The 16,895-nt window shown below is 62.3% G+C and carries 15 protein-coding genes; 5 read left to right on the top strand and 10 right to left on the bottom strand.

Annotated features, from left to right (window positions below):
* Window positions 1–14 precede the first annotated feature (14 nt).
* Window positions 15–689 carry a peptide deformylase gene (locus ACSSVG_RS20865; protein WP_231340126.1) on the top strand — a complete coding sequence of 225 codons (675 nt, stop codon included), beginning with the start codon at window positions 15–17 and terminating at the stop codon, window positions 687–689.
* 11 nt (window positions 690–700) lie between these two features.
* On the opposite strand, the gene ACSSVG_RS20870 is transcribed toward ACSSVG_RS20865, so the two are convergent.
* Window positions 701–2,722 (bottom strand): S9 family peptidase, encoded by a 2,022-nt coding sequence (locus ACSSVG_RS20870; RefSeq protein ID WP_492416090.1) that lies wholly within the window; start codon window positions 2,720–2,722, stop codon window positions 701–703.
* A 69-nt stretch (window positions 2,723–2,791) separates the two neighbouring features.
* Here ACSSVG_RS20870 and ACSSVG_RS20875 point away from each other — a divergent pair, with 69 nt between their 5' ends.
* The 4 genes from ACSSVG_RS20875 (at window position 2,792) to ACSSVG_RS20890 (ending at window position 5,849) form a co-directional block, all read left to right on the top strand.
* Window positions 2,792–3,634 (top strand): methyltransferase domain-containing protein, encoded by an 843-nt coding sequence (locus ACSSVG_RS20875; RefSeq protein WP_231340128.1) that lies wholly within the window; start codon window positions 2,792–2,794, stop codon window positions 3,632–3,634.
* An 80-nt stretch (window positions 3,635–3,714) separates the two neighbouring features.
* Window positions 3,715–4,176: an NfeD family protein gene (locus ACSSVG_RS20880; RefSeq protein ID WP_231340129.1), complete on the top strand. Its 462-nt coding sequence runs from the start codon at window positions 3,715–3,717 to the stop codon at window positions 4,174–4,176.
* Window positions 4,177–4,268: 92 nt separating this feature from the next.
* Window positions 4,269–5,246: an SPFH domain-containing protein gene (locus tag ACSSVG_RS20885; protein WP_231340130.1), complete on the top strand. Its 978-nt coding sequence runs from the start codon at window positions 4,269–4,271 to the stop codon at window positions 5,244–5,246.
* 255 nt (window positions 5,247–5,501) lie between these two features.
* Window positions 5,502–5,849: an RNA polymerase-binding protein RbpA gene (locus ACSSVG_RS20890; protein ID WP_011774875.1), complete on the top strand. Its 348-nt coding sequence runs from the start codon at window positions 5,502–5,504 to the stop codon at window positions 5,847–5,849.
* A 71-nt stretch (window positions 5,850–5,920) separates the two neighbouring features.
* Here the strand turns inward: ACSSVG_RS20890 and ACSSVG_RS20895 are convergent, their stop codons facing one another.
* The 9 genes from ACSSVG_RS20895 to ACSSVG_RS20935 all read right to left on the bottom strand — a co-directional run bounded on the left by ACSSVG_RS20895 (window position 5,921) and on the right by ACSSVG_RS20935 (window position 16,837).
* The gene (locus ACSSVG_RS20895; protein WP_231340131.1) at window positions 5,921–6,664 is read right to left on the bottom strand and encodes a polyprenol monophosphomannose synthase; all 744 of its coding nucleotides are present in this window, start codon (window positions 6,662–6,664) and stop codon (window positions 5,921–5,923) included.
* Window positions 6,665–7,094: 430 nt separating this feature from the next.
* The gene (locus tag ACSSVG_RS20900; RefSeq protein ID WP_492416094.1) at window positions 7,095–8,759 is read right to left on the bottom strand and encodes an amidohydrolase; all 1,665 of its coding nucleotides are present in this window, start codon (window positions 8,757–8,759) and stop codon (window positions 7,095–7,097) included.
* A 50-nt stretch (window positions 8,760–8,809) separates the two neighbouring features.
* Window positions 8,810–11,785, bottom strand: coding sequence for a DEAD/DEAH box helicase (locus tag ACSSVG_RS20905; protein ID WP_492416096.1), 2,976 nt, complete (start codon window positions 11,783–11,785; stop codon window positions 8,810–8,812).
* A 24-nt stretch (window positions 11,786–11,809) separates the two neighbouring features.
* Window positions 11,810–12,646: a twin-arginine translocase subunit TatC gene (gene tatC, locus ACSSVG_RS20910; protein WP_231340134.1), complete on the bottom strand. Its 837-nt coding sequence runs from the start codon at window positions 12,644–12,646 to the stop codon at window positions 11,810–11,812.
* Between the two features lie 6 nt (window positions 12,647–12,652).
* On the bottom strand, window positions 12,653–12,922 hold the full coding sequence (gene tatA, locus ACSSVG_RS20915; RefSeq protein ID WP_231340135.1) for a Sec-independent protein translocase subunit TatA: 270 nt from the start codon (window positions 12,920–12,922) through the stop codon (window positions 12,653–12,655).
* A gap of 36 nt (window positions 12,923–12,958) precedes the next feature.
* Window positions 12,959–13,309 carry a hypothetical protein gene (locus tag ACSSVG_RS20920; RefSeq protein ID WP_492416099.1) on the bottom strand — a complete coding sequence of 117 codons (351 nt, stop codon included), beginning with the start codon at window positions 13,307–13,309 and terminating at the stop codon, window positions 12,959–12,961.
* 9 nt (window positions 13,310–13,318) lie between these two features.
* Window positions 13,319–15,337, bottom strand: coding sequence for a helix-turn-helix transcriptional regulator (locus ACSSVG_RS20925; RefSeq protein ID WP_492416101.1), 2,019 nt, complete (start codon window positions 15,335–15,337; stop codon window positions 13,319–13,321).
* A 96-nt stretch (window positions 15,338–15,433) separates the two neighbouring features.
* Window positions 15,434–15,829 carry an FKBP-type peptidyl-prolyl cis-trans isomerase gene (locus ACSSVG_RS20930; protein WP_011774867.1) on the bottom strand — a complete coding sequence of 132 codons (396 nt, stop codon included), beginning with the start codon at window positions 15,827–15,829 and terminating at the stop codon, window positions 15,434–15,436.
* 87 nt (window positions 15,830–15,916) lie between these two features.
* Entirely contained in the window at window positions 15,917–16,837 is a 921-nt protein-coding gene (locus tag ACSSVG_RS20935) for an FKBP-type peptidyl-prolyl cis-trans isomerase (protein WP_231340138.1), read from the bottom strand.
* Between the last annotated feature and the right edge of the window lie 58 nt (window positions 16,838–16,895).

Below are 16,895 nucleotides of genomic sequence, written 5' to 3' on the forward strand. Positions count from 1 at the left end.
GTTAGGCTCAACACATGACGCACCAACCTCATCCCGAGGCCAAGAGCCCTGCCACTGACTTCAATCCCACGCAGATCAGGGACACTGTCCGCCGACTGCTTGATTCGGAAGAGCTCCCGGTCATTGTCCAGGCGGGGCACCCGGTCCTGCGCCAGATGGCCGCCCCGTTCGATGGCCAGATCGACGACGTAGAGTTGATGGCCCTGGTGGATCGGATGCGCGATGTCATGCACGATGCTCCGGGGGTTGGCCTCGCTGCTCCGCAGCTGGGGATCCCCTTGCAAGTGGCCGTGCTTGAGGACAAGTACGAGGTTGACCCGGCATCTGCGGCCGTGCGCCACCGGGAACACCTGGAATTCTTCGCCATCATCAACCCGGAGTACAGGCCGCTCGGGATTGAGACAGCCTCGTTCTACGAAGGATGCCTCTCGGTCGCCGGCTACCAGGCTGTTGTGAAACGCCACCGCAACGTCGAGTTGCGCTTTACCAATACCGCCGGCGAGCCCATGGAAGAGTGGTTTTCAGGATGGCAGGCCCGTATCGTCCAGCACGAAACCGACCACCTCCACGGCTGCCTGTACTTGGACCGAGCCGAAATCCGGTCGCTGTCCAGCAACGAAGAGCACTCGGCGCGTTGGTCTGCTCCGGAGATTGAGGATGCCGCCCGGGCTCTCGGGTTCCAGCGCTGAAACCCGGGACGTCATTGCTGGGCGTGAGGCTGGTTTGACGCCGTGGGGAGGAACTTCGCCCACCAGCGAAGGATGTGTTCGAAGCGTTGCCTGCGATGATGCGGAGTCCCGGATCGGGACAGTTCGTGGTCCTCGCCGGGGAACACCAGCAGGGCAGTTTCCACGCCTTGGGCCTTCAACTGTGAATAGTAGCGCTGTCCCTGTTCAATGGGGCAGCGTAAGTCATTTTCGCTGTGAACCACCATGGTCGGAGTCTTGACGGAGCCCGCGACGGCCATAGGGCTCTGGGCTGCCATCTGCTCAGGCGTACCCCCGGTGTATTCTCCGCCAAAGAACCAGCCAATGTCAGATGAACCAGTGAAGCTGACGGGGTCCAGGAAGCCGCGTTCCACGATCGATGCCTTGAACCGGTGGTCATGGGCAATGGTCCATGCGGTCAAGTAGCCGCCATAGGAACCGCCCATGATGCCTACGCGGTCCCCGCCCAACGCATCCACCGCCGCCAGGGCGGAGTCCAGGAACGCAAGGACGTCTTGCATATCCACTGTGCCCATGCGCTCCTTGATGGCCCGCCCGTGGGCCTGGCCATACCCGGAAGACCCGCGCGGATTACACATCACCACTGCGTATCCGGCAGCAGAGTAAACCTGTGCTTCGTCGAAGTAGGCGCCGGTGTACTGCGCGAACGGTCCGCCATGGATATTGAGCAGGACGGGGTGTGGGCCGGGCCCGTCAGGCAGCACCAGCCAACCGTGGATGGGGTGGCCGTCCTCAGCGGATGCCTCGAAGTCCACTGGTTCACTGACCCGTGAGTTGTTCCTGAGGCCTGCAGAGAAGTCCGTCAACAGGCGCAGCTCACCTCGTTCCAGCGACGCCACATCGCCCACGGTGGCGGCATCCGAATAGCTGACCGCAATTTCTCCGTTGGCCGCCACGGTTGCCCCAATGACCACCCTGGCGCCATGGACAAGCGGTGTGATCCCGCCTTCCGCGGGAACATCCAGCAGTTCGACGCTGCCCAGGGCCGTGTTCAGGACCAGCACGCTCGCGGGACCGCTCGGCTCCAATGGCCCGGAGACGTCCAGGTATTCGACATCGGTCAGTCGTGTGGCCTCTCCCCCGCCGATGGGCATGGCATGGAGCGAGGTGTTGCGTGCCACGAAATCCTTGCCCGTTTCTCCCAGGTCCTGGGCAAGGTAGAAGAGCCACCGACCGTCAGTTGATGTGCGGACCTCGGTGACGGTCTGCAGTTTCCCGATTGATGGTTCGACGGCGATGGGCTGGCCTCCGGAAGCATCGACGCGGTAGATCGAGGTGACCAGGTCGTCGTCGTGTCCTTCCTGCAGGCCTGCCACGAAATAGAGCTGTGAACCGTCAGCAGAGAAGCACGCAGACTCATGGTCAGCATCGCCAAAGGTGATCTGCCTGGCTGCAGGAACGCCTGAGACCACGCGGGCTGGTTGTTCGTGTGCGGCCCGCCCCCTGAGGGCGACTGCCGGCTCGCCACCCAGTTCCGGGACCTCAACGACGAACAACTGCTGGCGTTGGTCGGAGGTATATCCCAGGCCGTTCGCCCTGTACTGATTGGTTGTGATGAGGCGGCCGTCCTCGCCGCCTGCCGTGACGCCGTCGACCGTTCCGTAGCGCCCCTGCTCCGGCACGCGGGCCGCGAAGGCGATTCGGTGGGAGTCGGGCGCCCATTCGAAACTACCCACTCCGGCATGCTGATCCGTGATTCGCTGCGGCTCGCCACCGGCCGCCTCCACGACGAACAACTGCGGCTTCCCGTCGGGCTCGCTGCGAAGGAAGGCAAGGACCAGGCCATCAGGTGAGAAAGCCGGGGAGGTGTCCTTGAAGCCCCGGGTGATGCGACGCGGATGTTTGGTGGTGTCCAAGGGGATGCTCCACAACTGGCCGACGTAACTGTCAGCATCAAAATCCGGCCTTGTGACAGATACCACCGCCTTGGTCCCATCGGGGTGGATGGCCGGGGCGGACACAGAGTTCAGCAGGGAAAGTTGCTCGGGTTTCACGAGGGTGAGCCTAGCCCGGCGGCCACGCGCGCGGCACCAGACACTCCGTCCCGCCGTAGGATTGAAGCCATGTTGTCCGACGCCGTCGCTGCCCTCCGTTGTCCTGTTTGCCAAGGGGCGTTCAATCTCACGGCGGACCCGCAGCGGACACTTGCCTGCCGGTCCGGACATACTTTCGACGCCGCGAAACAGGGCTACTTCAACATGCTGACTGGTAAGGGCACCGTGTTCGAAGCTGATACGGCGGACATGGTGGCGGCACGTTACCGGTTCCTCGATGGCGGGCACTACTCCGCCCTGGCTGATGCAGTTGCCGACATAGCCGCTGGCGTGCTTGAACAACCCGATGGGGTGGTTCTGGACGCGGGCACCGGTACCGGTCATTATCTCCACGCAGTAGTCCGGAAAACCGGAGCCACTGCCATCGGCTTGGATATCTCCAAGTTCGCTCTCCGCAGGGCGGCCCGCCTCAACCCGCAGTCCATCAACCTGGTATGGGACATTTGGCGCCCGTTGCCTGTGGCGGATAATTCCGTGGACGCAGTCATGGTGGTTTTTGCCCCGCGGAACCCCGCAGAATTCGCCCGCGTGCTCCGCCCCGGCGGAAAACTGGTCATCGTGACACCCCGGCCGGGCCACCTTGCCGAAATCGCTGCCCGGACAGGCATGTTGGGTATCGAAGAAGGCAAAGAAGAGCGACTGGCAGAGACCATGCGGGGGCACTTCGGTTCAGGGACCAGCGACAGCCTGGATATTCCCCTGGTGTTGAGTGGACCGGAGGTGGCCGACGTCGCCGTCATGGGCCCGGCCGGCCACCATCTCCGCCCGGGGCAGCTGTCCGAACTCGCCGAACTGGACGGTTTGGTGTCCACCACGGCGAAGTTCCGGATCAGCGTGTTCAACGTGTCCTGACGTGGGACGGTACGTCGGGCTAGGATGGAAGGACAGCGACTGTGATCCCGCCCGCGGGATCCGGGACCAAGGGGGAACGGATGTTTGAATGGCTCGGCGAGAATTGGTGGGCCCTCTGGCTCACGGTCTTCCTCGCGTTCGCAGTGGTGGAGATGCTGACTCTCGACCTCTTCTTCATCATGCTGGGCGGCGGAGCCCTCGCTGGGCTGATCGCTGACTTCGCCGGCGCCGATTTTTGGCTGCAGATCGTCATCTTCTCCGTAGTATCCCTCCTCATGATTGCCTTCGTGCGGCCCGTTGCGCTCAAGCACCTCCACAAGGGGCCCGAAGAACAACGATCCAACATCGACCGCCTGATTGGGCAGTCCGCTCTCGTCATAGAAGCCGTGAGCGGAACCAGCGGACTCGTCAAAATTGGTGGTGACGTCTGGAGTGCACGGAGCACCGCGGGAGTCCTCGACGCCGGTGCGACAGTCCAGGTCACCAAAATTGACGGCGCGACGGCGGTAGTCGCCTCGTCTGCCGACAACAGCCCGCGCTGAAGCGCGCCCATTGATTTAGTCGGTTGCCGGGTTGGGCAGCCCGCCCGCGCATAGCCGCATCAAACCACGCAATTGGGGAACGAAGGAGATGTATGGACGGCTTAGGAGGAACAGCAGCAGCAATTGTGCTGATTGTTCTCGTCATTTTTGTCATCATCGTGTTGGTCCGCTCGGTAAGGATCATCCCGCAGGCGCGTGCCGGCGTCGTTGAACGACTCGGCAAGTACCAGCGCACGCTCAACCCGGGACTTACCATCCTGATCCCGTTCGTCGACCGGCTGTTGCCGCTGCTCGACCTGCGTGAACAGGTAGTGTCATTCCCGCCGCAGCCGGTCATCACAGAAGACAACCTGGTGGTCTCCATCGACACCGTGGTCTACTTCCAGGTCACCGATCCAAGGGCAGCAACGTACGAGATCGCCAACTACATCCAGGCCGTGGAGCAGTTGACCACCACCACGCTTCGTAACGTGGTTGGTGGGCTTAACCTTGAAGAAGCCCTCACGTCCCGTGACCAGATCAACGGTCAGTTGCGCGGAGTCCTCGACGAAGCGACGGGCCGCTGGGGCATCCGCGTATCCCGCGTGGAGCTGAAGGCGATTGATCCGCCCCACTCCATCCAGGACTCGATGGAAAAGCAGATGCGCGCAGAGCGTGACCGCCGTGCAGCCATCCTGACCGCTGAAGGCACCAAGCAGTCCCAGATCCTCACCGCAGAAGGCCAGCGACAGGCCGCTATCCTCGCTGCTGAGGGCGACGCGAAAGCAGCCATCCTCCGTGCTGACGGTGAAGCCCAAGCCATCCAGAAGGTCTTCGACGCGATCCACAAGGGAAACCCGGACCAGAAGCTCCTTGCCTACCAGTACTTGCAGACACTCCCGAAGATCGCTGAGGGAAGCTCGAACAAACTCTGGATCATTCCGAGTGAAGTCGGCGAAGCGCTCAAGGGCATTGGTGGCGCCCTCGGTGGGAACGGCGGGGACTCCCCTGTTGGTCTCTTCGGTGGCAATGAGGAACCCAAGGCCTCTGCACCCACGGCATCCGGGGAACACGCGAAGCCCGCTGAATAACTACTATTGACGGCGTTGCGAGCGGTCAGCCATCCGGCTGGCCGCTCGTTGGCGATACCGCCTTTTGAGTAGTAGGACCTGTTCCGCGTATAATGGGATATTTGTCCGGCTGGTTCAGTGTGGATGGAACATAAAAGCTTTGCCAGGCGTTGCAATTAGTGATGCAAGGTGTGCAGAAGTAGTCCGTAAGGAACGTGAAAACGGCTTACGGCTAGCGCGGAGTTCCTGCTCCGCGAACAGACAGAGGGAGTAATCATGAGCGATCGCAGCCTGCGGGGTATGCGTCTTGGCGCCCAAAGCATGGAAACCGAGTCCGGCGTTGAACCGGCACCGCGCCAGCGGGTCGAGTACCGCTGCGAGGATGGCGAGCAGGTCTTCGTAACCTTCTCCTCCGAAGCCGAGATTCCCCCGGTTTGGGTCTCCAAGACGGGCAAGGAAGCGCTTCTGGTTGACGGCGAGCGTCCTGTGGATGCCAATGAGAAAGCTGTGCGTACCCACTGGGACATGCTCCTTGAACGTCGCAGCCTTCCCGAACTGGAGCAGATCCTTGAGGATCGTTTGAACATTCTGCGTGAACGCCGTGGAGAGCGTCGTTCCGCATAGCCTGCAACGCAGACACGAAAGGCCGGGTCGGGTTCCTCAAGGAACCGGACCCGGCCTTTCTTCTGCTGCTACTACTTTGCGATGGCAGGTGACTTGCGGGTGAGCTTAGCCCAGCGTGCCGCCACTCCCCATTTGGTGACGTTGATCATGGCTTCCACCACGATGTTGCCGCTCATCTTGGAGGCACCAAGTTCACGTTCCACGAACGTGATGGGGCGTTCTTCGATACGGAGGCCAAGTTTGGCCACCCGCCACGCGAGGTCCACTTGGAAGCCGTAGCCAACCGACTCGACTTCGTCCAGGTTCAGGGCCTCAAGCGTGGTGCGCTTGAAGGCGCGGTAGCCGCCCGTTACGTCCTTGATTTTTACACCCAACATGATGCGCGCGTAGGTGCTGCCGATGCGGGAGATGGCTTGGCGGTACAGCGGCCAGTTAACGACACTTCCACCGGTAACCCAACGGGAGCCCATTGCGAGGTCTGCGCCGTCCTTGACGGCATCGAGAAGCAGTGGCAGTTGCTCCGGCTTGTGTGAACCGTCAGCATCCATCTCCACCAGGACGTCGTATCCTGCGGCCAGGCCCCACTTGAAACCGGCGATGTAGGCGGCGCCGAGTCCTTCCTTGCCCTTACGGTGCAGGACGTGCACCTGGGTATCCGCTGCGGCGAACTCGTCGGCAAGCTGTCCCGTGCCGTCAGGGCTGTTGTCGTCAACCACCAGAACATCAGACTCGGGAACAGCTGCGCGCAGCCGTCCCAGTGTCACGGGGAGCGATTCGAGCTCGTTGTAGGTGGGAATGATCGTCAGGACACGCAAGAAGAGGCCTTTCCTTGATGGAGCGGTCAGTGTGCCGGACCAGCCTGGCGGCTGGCATTCTGGCGCAACTCTCCATTATAGGACGCCGGCGGGCACTCCTTGAGCGGCTGTGGTGTCGGACACAGGCACTGGCGTGGAGAGGGACCGGAATGCCGCGGGCAGGTCCACAAGCCCAGGACCAGTGGCGCCGGGCATAGAATCCCTGACGAACTGTTTTCTGGGTCGCTGCGGACCTGCCCACCTGTTTGCCGCCACCATGAACGTGTTCCGGCCACGGCCGAACCCCCAAGCCCCGGCTTTTGCCGCTGCGTTGATTGTCCGTTGAGCCTCAATGCTACGGACTCCCCCCACACTGTCAACCGGCCGGTGACCTGCGGTTCCATGTGTCTGCCCAGTTCAGTGACCCTCCCGGGGCAGGAAAATGATCGGGCTAGGCGCGGAGGTTTTCGTGGGCGAACAGCTCTTGGCCCTCACGGACCGTCTGCAAGCAGCGGGGATCGCTGCCGGTGTCCAGCGCAGGCAGCAGCGGCGTCCGCGCCCGGGGGTCCGTGCTCCAGGACTGTACGCGGCTGTCTGCCACCTGAACCATGAGTTCTTCGACTTCCCACACGGCAAAGCTGGCAGGTGCACCCGGCACCAGTTGGCCCATCAGGGGGTTTCGGTGCTTCGCAGCCCGCCAGCCCGCCCGGGTGTGGCCCAGGAATGCAGCCCTGGCAGAAATCCGCTGCTCCGGGTTGTTGTGCTCCAGGCACGCCCGAACACTGGACCACGGCCTCAAGGACGTGACAGGGCTGTCGCTGCCAAACGCAATCGGCACTCCGCTTGCATAGAAGGAAGCGAAAGGATTCATGGCTTTGCTCCGGCCGCCCAGTCGCTGGTCATAGAGTCCGCCTGCAGCGCCCCATGCGGCATCAAAACCCGGCTGGACGCTGACGGTGATGGAGTACTTGGCCAGTCTGTCGATGGCCGATTGATCGGCCATCTCAACGTGTTCAAGTCGGTGGCCCGCGGCTCGAATACGCTGCTCTCCCACCTCGGCCGCTGCTGCATCCAACGCTCCAAGGACTGCATCGAGGCCAGCATCGCCGATGACACGGAAGCCTGCCTGGATGCCCAGTTGGGACGTAGCGGCAAGGTGTCGGGCCGCATCATCCACTGAGAGATACAAGCTGCCCCGGTGCCCTGGCGCATCCGCATAGTCGTCCATGAGGGCCGCGGTTCGGGAGCCAATGGAACCATCCATGTTGAGGTCCCCCGCGAGGCCCAGGACCCTTGTACCCAAACCGTCGATGATGCTTTGGGCGTGCTCTGCCGATGAAGCCAGCTCACCCCAATACGGGAGGATCTCCGGGCTGCTTCCGTCGTCATTCCAAGAGGCAGCCATCCGGAGGTCATCTGGTCCGCAGATGTGGGGCGCCGACATTTCAGCCAATGCGACATAACCGTGGGAAGCCGCTTCCTGAAGGGCTCGTTGCTGGTAAGCACGTCGTTCCGACGCAGGGAAGTGCCGTGCTGCAAGCCGTGCGGCAGAATGTGCGGCACGCACCACCCGTGAGCTGCCGGAGAACCCGTCCATGCCGTCCAAGTCAGCTGCTACGGCCAGTGACGGGGAGACCAAGGCGGAGTGGACATCGATGCGTGAGAGGTAGACCAGCCGCCCGCCGGCTGCCCGCTCGAGCTCATCGAGGGTAGGCAAAGTGGAGTCGTCCCATGCTGTCTCGTCCCAGCCGTGTCCCAGGACGCTGCCGGAACCTCCGGCAGCGGCAGCAGCGACGGCGTCGAGGAGTTCCTTGGCCGAACGGGCGGCGGTGAGGTTCAGGCCCGACAATGCGAGGCCGGTTTCGGTCAGGTGCGCGTGGGAATCAACAAAACCCGGAGCCAGGAGGGCGCCTCGGAGATCGATAATCTCCATCGACGAGTCGGCGATGGAGGTAGCTGCCTGCTCGGAACCTACCCAGGCAACGGTATCGCCGTCCACCACCATGGCGGTGGCGAACGGATCAGCGGCGGTATAGATCGAACCGTTGCGGTACATGGTGACCCGGCGGTCCTTTGCGTTGCGGTTTCCGCCGGCAGGCGCGCCTGGCTGGTTCATTGGTTGGGCTCCTTGAGCATTGAAAGCAGTAAATCAGATAAAGACGTGGGCTAGGCCACCGTGGAGTAGGCCACGACGCCGCGGCGGACCAAGTCAATGGATTCCCGGCAGAGCCGTGCCACGCGGGGGTCCAGCTGCGGGATTTTGGCCAGCTGGTCGAGCAGATCCACCACCTGCTTGGCCCAACGGACGAAATCACCGGCAGCGAGATCAGTCCCGCTGAGGACGTCCTGAAGATGACGGCCTTTGGCCCATTTATACATTGGCCACATCAGGCCGAGCTCCGGTTCGCCGGTCAAGGGAAGCCTGTTGTGCTCCTCGGTGTCCTCCAGTTGGGACCATTCGCGGATGATGATGTCCACAGCCGATTCCAGCGAAATGGTGGGCATCTTTGGCCGCAGCCCGCGGTCTTCGCGTTTGGCTTGGTACACCAAGGTGCTGGCCAGGGACGCCAGCTCAGCGGCATCGAGATCGTTGATGGCACCGCGGCGGACCGACTGGGAGATGAGCAGGTCCTTTTCGCCGTAGATCCTGCGCAGCCGCTGACCGTCGGGGCTGATGGTGACCTGGCCGGCGTCGTTCGTCTCCAGGTAGCCATATGCTGACAGGACATCACACACACGGTCGAACGTCTTGGCGATGGTGTTGGTGCGGCCTTGGATTTGGCGGACAAGCCCGTCGGTTTCCTTGCGAAGTTTCCACCACCGCTCCGACCACCGTGCGTGGTCTTCACGTTCGCTGCAGCCATGGCACGGGTGGGCCCGGAGCTCGCGCCTCAGATCGGCAATCTTCTTTTCCTGGTCCGGCAGGCGGGCTCCGAGGCCGAAGTCCTCATGCCTGCTGTTGCGGCGACTGTGTGGTGCGTCTTCGCTGATGGCGTGGCGCATGGACGAGGCAAGGTCGCGACGGGCCTTCGGGACCTTGGCGTTGAAGGATTTCGGAATGCGGATCCGGGTCACCGGCGATACCGGGCCTTCAAGGTCGTGGACACCGATCCGACGGAGCTGGTTGTCCGAAGTGAGGACCGACGGACGGGGCTCACGGGCGTTTCGGTCCACGTCAAGGACCACTGCATGCCCGGCCAGCCTGCCGCTGTAGATGCTGATGACGTCGCCGGGAATCAACCGGGCCAGGGAATCGGCAACATGGGACTTTCGGGCACGCTGGTGATCGCGTGCAGCGAAATTCTCGGCGTCACTGAGTTCGCGGCGGAGCTTCGCATATTCGGTGAAGTCGCCGAGATGGCACTGCATGGATTTGGCATAACCCGCCAGCGACTCTTCACGTCCACGAACCTGCCGGGCAAGACCCACTACGGAGCGGTCGGCCTGAAATTGCGCGAAGGAGGACTCCAGGATTTCGCGGGCGCGCCCGCGGCCGAACTGGGCAATCAGGTTGATGCTCATGTTGTAGGTGGGCCTGAAGCTGGAGTTCAGGGGGTACGTGCGGCGTGAGGCCAGTCCGGCCACAGCGGCAGGGTCCGTTCCCGGTTGCCACAACACAACTGCATGGCCCTCGACGTCGATGCCCCGGCGTCCGGCGCGACCGGTAAGTTGGGTGTACTCCCCCGCGGTGATGTTGACGTGGGCTTCCCCGTTGAACTTTTCCAGTTTTTCCAGGACCACGCAACGGGCCGGCATGTTAACCCCAAGGGCCAGCGTTTCGGTGGCGAAGACGGCCTTGACCAGGCCGTCGGCAAAGAGCTTTTCCACCACTTCCTTGAACGTCGGAAGCATGCCTGCGTGATGGGCGGCAAAGCCCCTGACAAGTCCGTCGCGCCAACCCCAGAAACCGAGGACATCGAGATCATCGGCGGGAATTTCGTGGCTGGCCTCGTCCACTCGCTGGGCGATGATTTGCTGTTCCCGCTCTGTTGTCAGCCACAGTCCGGATGCAGCACACTGCGCCACTGCGGCGTCGCAGCCGGCCCTGGAGAAAATGAACGTGATGGCCGGCAGGAGATCCTGGCGCCTGAGGCTCTCGATGACCTGTGGGCGGCTGGCCTTCCTGACAGGGCTGCGCTGCTCTGACTGCTGCCGCTCATCGCGATAGCGGTCCTGGCGCCTACGGCTACGCCCACCATGGCCGAAGCGGCCGCCCATGTTCATGCGGCTCTCAGAACGGGCCATGGCCAACAGGTCCGGATTGACTTCGAACTCCGGGCCGGTGACTGCCTGGCGGACCTTGAGGGAAGACGAGCGGTTGGCGACGGCGTTCCTGCGGTCAGCGGCCACTGGTTCGTCCACCACTTCATCAGCCTCGGAAAGGTCCGGCACTTCGGTTTCCGGTGTGCCAGGGGCCTGGGGCGCGATCTCGTCAAAGGTGGTGTCGCCAGCGAAGAGATCCACTATTTCCCGACCCACCATGACGTGCTGCCACAGTGGCACCGGACGGTGCTCCGAAACGATGACGTCGGTGTCGCCCCTGACGGTATCCAGCCAGGCTCCGAACTCTTCGGCGTTGGAGACAGTGGCACTGAGCGAGGCAACCTGCACCTCGCTGGGCAAATGAATGATGACTTCTTCCCAGACGGCCCCGCGGAAGCGGTCGGCCAGGTAATGGACCTCGTCCATCACTACAAAACCAAGGTCACCCAGGGTCTCTGAATCGGCATACAGCATGTTCCGAAGGACTTCGGTGGTCATGACCACCACTGGAGCCTCGCCGTTGATGGTGGTGTCGCCTGTCAGCAGGCCGACATTCTCTGCCCCGTACTTGGCCGCCAGTTCCGAGAACTTCTGGTTGCTCAACGCTTTGATGGGGGTGGTGTAGAAGGCCTTAAGTCCCCGCTCCAAGGCCAGATAAATGGCAAACTCGCCAACTATCGTTTTACCTGCACCCGTCGGGGCTGCTACCAGGACGCCGCGGCCCTCCTGGAGCGACCTGCACGCCTCACGCTGGAAGTCGTCCAGGTCGAAGTCCAGGGACCGGGCAAAGGCGCCAAGGTACGTTTTCGACTCAGCTGCCCGCTGGGCTGCCGCTTGATAGCGGTCTGATGGAGATTGAGACCCGGAAATTGAGGACATACATCAAGCCTAGTGGCCCAACGTCTAGAGATTCTCCAGATCCGTTGCCGGGGTGGCGATGTCTGCGTTGGCTTCGGTCTCAGCTGCCCGTTTGAGGGCCCGACGTTCACGGCGCCGGTCGTTCCAGAGGCAGACGCCGATGGCCGCGAAGAACAGAAGCAGCATGGGAGCTGCGAGGTAGAACATGCTCATGGCATCGGCGCCGGGAGCAGCCATCGCAGCGAACAGGCACACCAGGAAGATGGTGATCCGCCAACTCTTGACCAGTTGCTTGCCCTTGACGATTCCAGCAAGGTTCAGGCCCACCAGAACCACCGGGACAAGGAACGCAATGCCGAAAGCCAGCAGGAGCCGAAGAACGAACGCCAGGTAGATCTCAGCACTGATGAAGTTTGACCCACCCGATGGAGTGAAATCGGTCAGCACACGAACAGCGTTGGGCAGCACCAGCCAGGCAAGGAGGACACCACCAACGAAAAGGGGAACCGCTGCTGCCACGAACGACAATGCCAAGCGCCGTTCCTTCTTGTGCAGCCCGGGCACAATAAAGGCCCAGAGCTGGTAGATCCATACAGGGCTTGACAAGATCACGCCAAGAAAGACCGAAACCTGGACCATAAGGTCGAATGAACTGGCAACGCCGTCAAAGTTCAGGGTCGCGGCGCGGCCCTCTTTCTCGTTGAGGTCCTTGATCGGCTTGATCAAGGCCTCCAAGAGCGGCTGGTAGACAATGAAGCCCACCACGGTACCCAGGATGATACCGATAGCAGCCTTGAAGAGCCGGTTCTTAAGCTCCTTGAGGTGGTCAAGGAGCGCCATCCGGGCTTCGGGGTTGGCCTTGCGCCCCTTCGTTTCTACCACTTCTCTTTAGACGCGGTTGGAGGGCGGAACGTCAGTCTCGCCGTTGTTCTTGGCCTTGGCGTCCGGGTGGCCTACTACCTTGCCTTCGACGGCGTCGGAAGCGTCCTGGGAGTCTTTCGTTTCGGAAGAACCATCCTTCTTCATTTCCCGGACTTCAGACTTGAAAATACGCATCGACTGCCCAATACTGCGCGCCATGGACGGCAGCTTCGGCGCTGCGAAGAGCACCAGAGCCAGGACGATGATGATGATGAGATGCCAGCCTTCGAGCCTCATGTGGGGAGGTCCTTTCCTTTTGGATACATCCTACGTCTATCTGAATTCAATGTCGTGCAGGGATTGGGGCTGACCCCGCTCTGCTTTGCGCTTGACGCGCTTCTGGCGACGAACTTCCTGGCGGAAGGCTTTGGCCGTCAGGTAATCATGACGCATCTGATCCGGGGAGGCAAAAATTGCGGAGCCTGGTTCGGCGCGCGCGTCCGTTGTTTCAACGTCGGAGGTTTCCGCGTCGGGCCCACGTTTGCTGAAACGTTTACCCGCATCGCCCAATTCATGAACAGTTGACATGAATTTCCTGAACAGGCGGTACCCCAGTGTCAGGTGAAGCAGCAACGAAAGGGCTATGAGCGCGATCCACAACAGGATCCAGAACCACCAAGGCATCTGAACAGTCTAGCCAGCCGGGCGGTCGGAAGGATCGCCGTACTGGGAAAGGGCTGCGTCGAGATACGTGCGGGCTTCCCCACGCAGTGAATCCGGGGCGAGAATCCGCGCAGATCCACCATGCTGTGCCACGAACATCGGGAGCCAGCCCGCATCGCCAAACCGCACTTCGGCCAGAAGCCCGCCGTCGGGCAGTTGTGCTGTTCGCTCGGCGTAATAGTCATCCGCCAGCCCGGCGCCCTGGCGGGTGAGCTGCAGGAGGACCAGGACGTCATCGTCGCTGGGCGTGAACAGCCGGGCCGGAAAATCCAGTCCGGCCGTTGCCGTGCCGGACGCCGGACGGCCGTTGGGTTCCACTAGTTCCACCCTGTCCAGCCGGAAGTTCCTGATGCCGGCCTTACTGTGGCAGTAGGCTTCGAAGTACCAGGTGTTGTCCAGGGAATAGAGCCGCAAGGGATCCACATCCCGCTCCGTCAGTTCGTCCCGCTGCCGGGAGAAGTACCGTAGCCGGAGTTGTTGGCTGTCCCTGATCGCCTGGGTAATGGTGGCGAAAGCATGGGACTGTTCGGGCGCCACTGATTGGCCGGCTACGGAGCCCGCCAAACGCCCGGCCTGTCCCGCTGCGCCGGTTAGCTTAATGGTCACCGATTCCAGGGCGCTGCCGGGCCCGTCCTCGGACATGCCGGCCAGGGCGGGCAGGTCCCCCAGCATTTCCAAGCCAGTCAGCAGCGCCGCGGCCTCCTCCTCGCTGAAGCGCACCGGCCGGTTCAGGTCCAGGTGCTCAGAGATATAGACGTGGTCGTTCTCCCACTGGATGTCCAGGAGATCGTCGGGATAACCCTCCGGGAGCCCCGAGCAGATAAGGATCTTGAGGTCGTCGATCAGGGCCTTGCGGGTGATGCCAAAATGGTCTGCGACTTCCTGGATGTGCAAGCCCTGGTGATGGACCAGGAAGGGAACCAACTGGAGCATCCGGGCCAGCTGATCCTCGGAAGTCCGCTTTCGGGCGCGTGGCAACCGCTCAGAGTCAGGGAACCCAACGGGTACGGACGGTTCGGCGTCGAAGTTCACCGCACCCTGGAGTCGACGCACGACGGCGGCGCGCAGCTCCTCCGGACCGCTCACCTTCACGTGGGGGCCGTAAGAGGCCAGTTCCTCCGCGAGGACCTCGGGATCCCGGAATTCCACGACGAGGCGATCACGGCTGTTTTCTCCTGCAGCCGGTTCGACGTGCGTCGCCCTTTTCCGCAGGGCCAGGAGCCGGTCGATGTCTACATCGAGGGTGGCGTTCTGAAATGGCAGCTCATTAAGTGAATCCAGCTCGGCGCGGGCGTTGAAACCGTCCGGAGCATCGAAGCTGCTGCCGGGCACCAGGCTCACTGCGGTCGTCATCCGCGAAAGCCTGAAGAGCCGTTTTGCCTCCCTCCCCCGGTCAAGGCCCACGAGGTACCACTGGCCGAAACGGCTGCCGAGTCCCCAGGGCTCAACTTCCCGCACTTCCTCGCGCCCGGTGCTGACCGCAAGGTAGCCGAAGCGGACGGCATGCCTGCCATGCATGGCTGCCACGACGTCGTCGAAAGCCTGGCCCGCCGGCCTTATCCGCGGCTGCACTCCCGATGGGAGGTCGACGTCGGTGAAACCACCGGCCGCCTGGAGCTTGCGGACGGCATTGGCGGCCGCCGTGCCAAGCGCAGCACGTTCCCATAGCTGGGCAGCCAGCAGAAGGACCGTGCACTCGGCCGGGGTCAGGCTGACGTCCGGAAGCCGGTTTGAGTCCTTACCGATGCGGTAACGGGTTGTCGCGGGATCTTCCGCGCCGAAGCTGCGCGGATCCGCCAGTGTTTCGATCTCGAAGCCAAACTGCTTCAGGTCCACTTTGTCGCGCTCGAACATACGCCCAAAGGCGACATCGTTGGCAGCGGAATCGCGGTAGACCTTCTCACGCAGGACAGAGCGTGGAAGCCCCACTCTGGTATTGAGCAAAGCCAGGAGAAGGTTCAGAAGTCGTTCAGTGCGGGATGCGGACACCCTTGCTACGTTACTAAAGACCAGCGGGAAAGCAGCAAGGCGCGTCACCGACCGGTGGAACCGGAAGGTAACGCGCCTTGCTCAGGGCTATCTGCCTTAGCGAACTGCTACGAGGTCGACCACGAAGATCAGGGCTTCGTTGGGCTTGATCGCTCCACCAGCACCCCGGGAGCCATAGGCGAGCTCGGAAGGGATTTCCAGGCGGCGACGGCCGCCGACCTTCATGCCCAGCAGGCCCTGGTCCCAGCCCTGGATGACCTGGCCGACGCCGACCCTGAAGTCCAGCGGAGCGCCGCGGCCCCACGAGGCGTCAAATTCTTCACCAGTGGACCAGGCGACGCCCACGTAGTGGGTGGACACGGTGTCTCCGGCCTTGGCTTCTGTGCCGGTGCCCTCGATGAGGTCCGTGATGACGAGGTCCGTGGGGACGTCGCCTTCGGGGAAGTCGATTTCGGGCTTGGTGCGGTCGAAATCACGCTGGCCAAATGACATGGAGGCTCCTTGGTGTGAGGGGACGGATGAGTGTCAGGAACAAGCTTAAGCTAGTGCCCAACGGTCTTGTCGAAATTTCAGTGCCGGTTACTTGACGCCAAGAATGTCAACGACGAACACGAGGTCGCCCTTGGCTTCACCCTGGCCGGCTTCGCCGTAGGCCAGATCCTGCGGAATGACCAGCAGGACGCGGGAGCCGACGGTCTTGCCTTCGAGGCCCTGGGTCCAGCCCTTGATGACCCCGGTGAGCGGGAAGCTGGTGGACTCTCCGCGGTCGTAGCTGGAATCGAACTTGGTTCCACCTGCGAGGGTGACGCCGACGTAATTGACCGTCAGGGTGTCGGAGGCCTTCACGGCAGCACCTGTGCCCTTGATGAGGTCCTGGGCGATGAGTTCCTTCGGAGCCGCAACGCCTTCAACGGAAATCTGGGGAATGCCCTTGTCGTCTTCCTTCACGGTGGGGAGCCCTGCCGGAGGAGTAACTGTCTCGCCTTCGGGCTTCTCCAGTACCGGTGCGGGGTCCTTCGCTGAGACCAGCTTAAAGACGACCAACTGCGTGGAGGCGGGGGCAGATGCTGTGGCATTGCCAGGTGCCGCAAAAGCGATTTGGGACCCAACCTTGGCTCCGACAATCGCGTTATAGATTTGCTCGTTGCCGGTCTTCAATTCGTCGGTCAGTTCGATTGGCTGGGGGCCGTTGGCGTAGGCATCTTCCACTGTCTTGCCGTCATTGCCGTCCACGGCAAGGTACATCAGCTCGGCTGTTTGTCCGGCCTTCACGCGCTCACCATCGCCTTCGACAACCATCTTGATGGTTGGTTCAGTCACGGTGAGGGGCTTGGAGAATTCAACGCCGGGTGCTTTGTCGCCGTTGTCCGTCACTTTCACGGAGTCGAGCTTTGAGGTGTCACCGGCAGACTGGCTGGTGGGCTCGGCGGCCGGAGTGCTTCCTCCGCACGCGGTGATGAGCAACAGGGCAGGAAGGAGAATTGCTAGGAGTCGGCGCACAAAAAAGACACTTTCGTCGGGGCAAGGGACACTCGGAAAGGCGCGTTGCGCATCCAAG

This window comes from Paenarthrobacter sp. E2MeOHC11 (assembly GCF_058744955.1).

Coding starts and splice junctions, on each gene's coding strand:
- ACSSVG_RS20865 (WP_231340126.1), top strand. CDS start 15: ATGACGCACCAACCTCATCCCGAGGCCAAGAGCCCTGCCACTGACTTC.
- ACSSVG_RS20875 (WP_231340128.1), top strand. CDS start 2,792: ATGTTGTCCGACGCCGTCGCTGCCCTCCGTTGTCCTGTTTGCCAAGGG.
- ACSSVG_RS20880 (WP_231340129.1), top strand. CDS start 3,715: ATGTTTGAATGGCTCGGCGAGAATTGGTGGGCCCTCTGGCTCACGGTC.
- ACSSVG_RS20885 (WP_231340130.1), top strand. CDS start 4,269: ATGGACGGCTTAGGAGGAACAGCAGCAGCAATTGTGCTGATTGTTCTC.
- ACSSVG_RS20890 (WP_011774875.1), top strand. CDS start 5,502: ATGAGCGATCGCAGCCTGCGGGGTATGCGTCTTGGCGCCCAAAGCATG.
- ACSSVG_RS20900 (WP_492416094.1), bottom strand. CDS start 8,759: ATGAACCAGCCAGGCGCGCCTGCCGGCGGAAACCGCAACGCAAAGGAC.
- ACSSVG_RS20905 (WP_492416096.1), bottom strand. CDS start 11,785: ATGTCCTCAATTTCCGGGTCTCAATCTCCATCAGACCGCTATCAAGCG.
- tatA (WP_231340135.1), bottom strand. CDS start 12,922: ATGAGGCTCGAAGGCTGGCATCTCATCATCATCATCGTCCTGGCTCTG.
- ACSSVG_RS20920 (WP_492416099.1), bottom strand. CDS start 13,309: ATGCCTTGGTGGTTCTGGATCCTGTTGTGGATCGCGCTCATAGCCCTT.
- ACSSVG_RS20930 (WP_011774867.1), bottom strand. CDS start 15,829: ATGTCATTTGGCCAGCGTGATTTCGACCGCACCAAGCCCGAAATCGAC.